The sequence below is a fragment of the Methylobacterium sp. J-068 genome, from assembly GCF_022829445.1.
Lineage (GTDB): Bacteria > Pseudomonadota > Alphaproteobacteria > Rhizobiales > Beijerinckiaceae > Methylobacterium.
Map to the genome: position 1 here is coordinate 1 of NZ_JAKSXY010000111.1, position 424 is coordinate 424.

Below are 424 nucleotides of genomic sequence, written 5' to 3' on the forward strand. Positions count from 1 at the left end.
ACCCTCGCCATCCTCAAGGCCGGCGCCGCCTTCCTGCCCCTGGTCCCCGACCTGCCTCGCCCTCGCCTGGACGAGATGGTCCGCGACAGTGGCCTGCGCCTCCTCGTCACCACCACGGCCCTGGCCGCCGCCTGGCCCGGCCCGCACGAGCATCCCGATCTCACCGTCCTGCACATCGACGCGGACACCTCCGACACGGATGCAGCGGACGGCGACGCCTGGACCGAGGCCCGGCCGCATCCAAAAAACCTCGCCTACGTGATCTACACCTCGGGCTCGACGGGCCGGCCCAAGGGCTGCGCCAACACCCACGGCGCGCTCCTCAACCGCCTCGACTGGATGGCGGCCGCCTACGGCATCGGCCCCCGCGACCGCATCCTCCAGAAGACCCCCATCGGCTTCGACGTCTCGGTCTGGGAGCTGC

Annotated in this window: 1 protein-coding gene; it reads left to right on the forward strand. The window is 71.7% G+C overall.

Annotation, left to right across the window (positions count from 1 at the left end):
- Nucleotides 1–424, forward strand: a 424-nt coding sequence (locus tag MKK54_RS19425) for an AMP-binding protein (RefSeq protein ID WP_244013267.1), incomplete at both ends; no start/stop codon positions are given.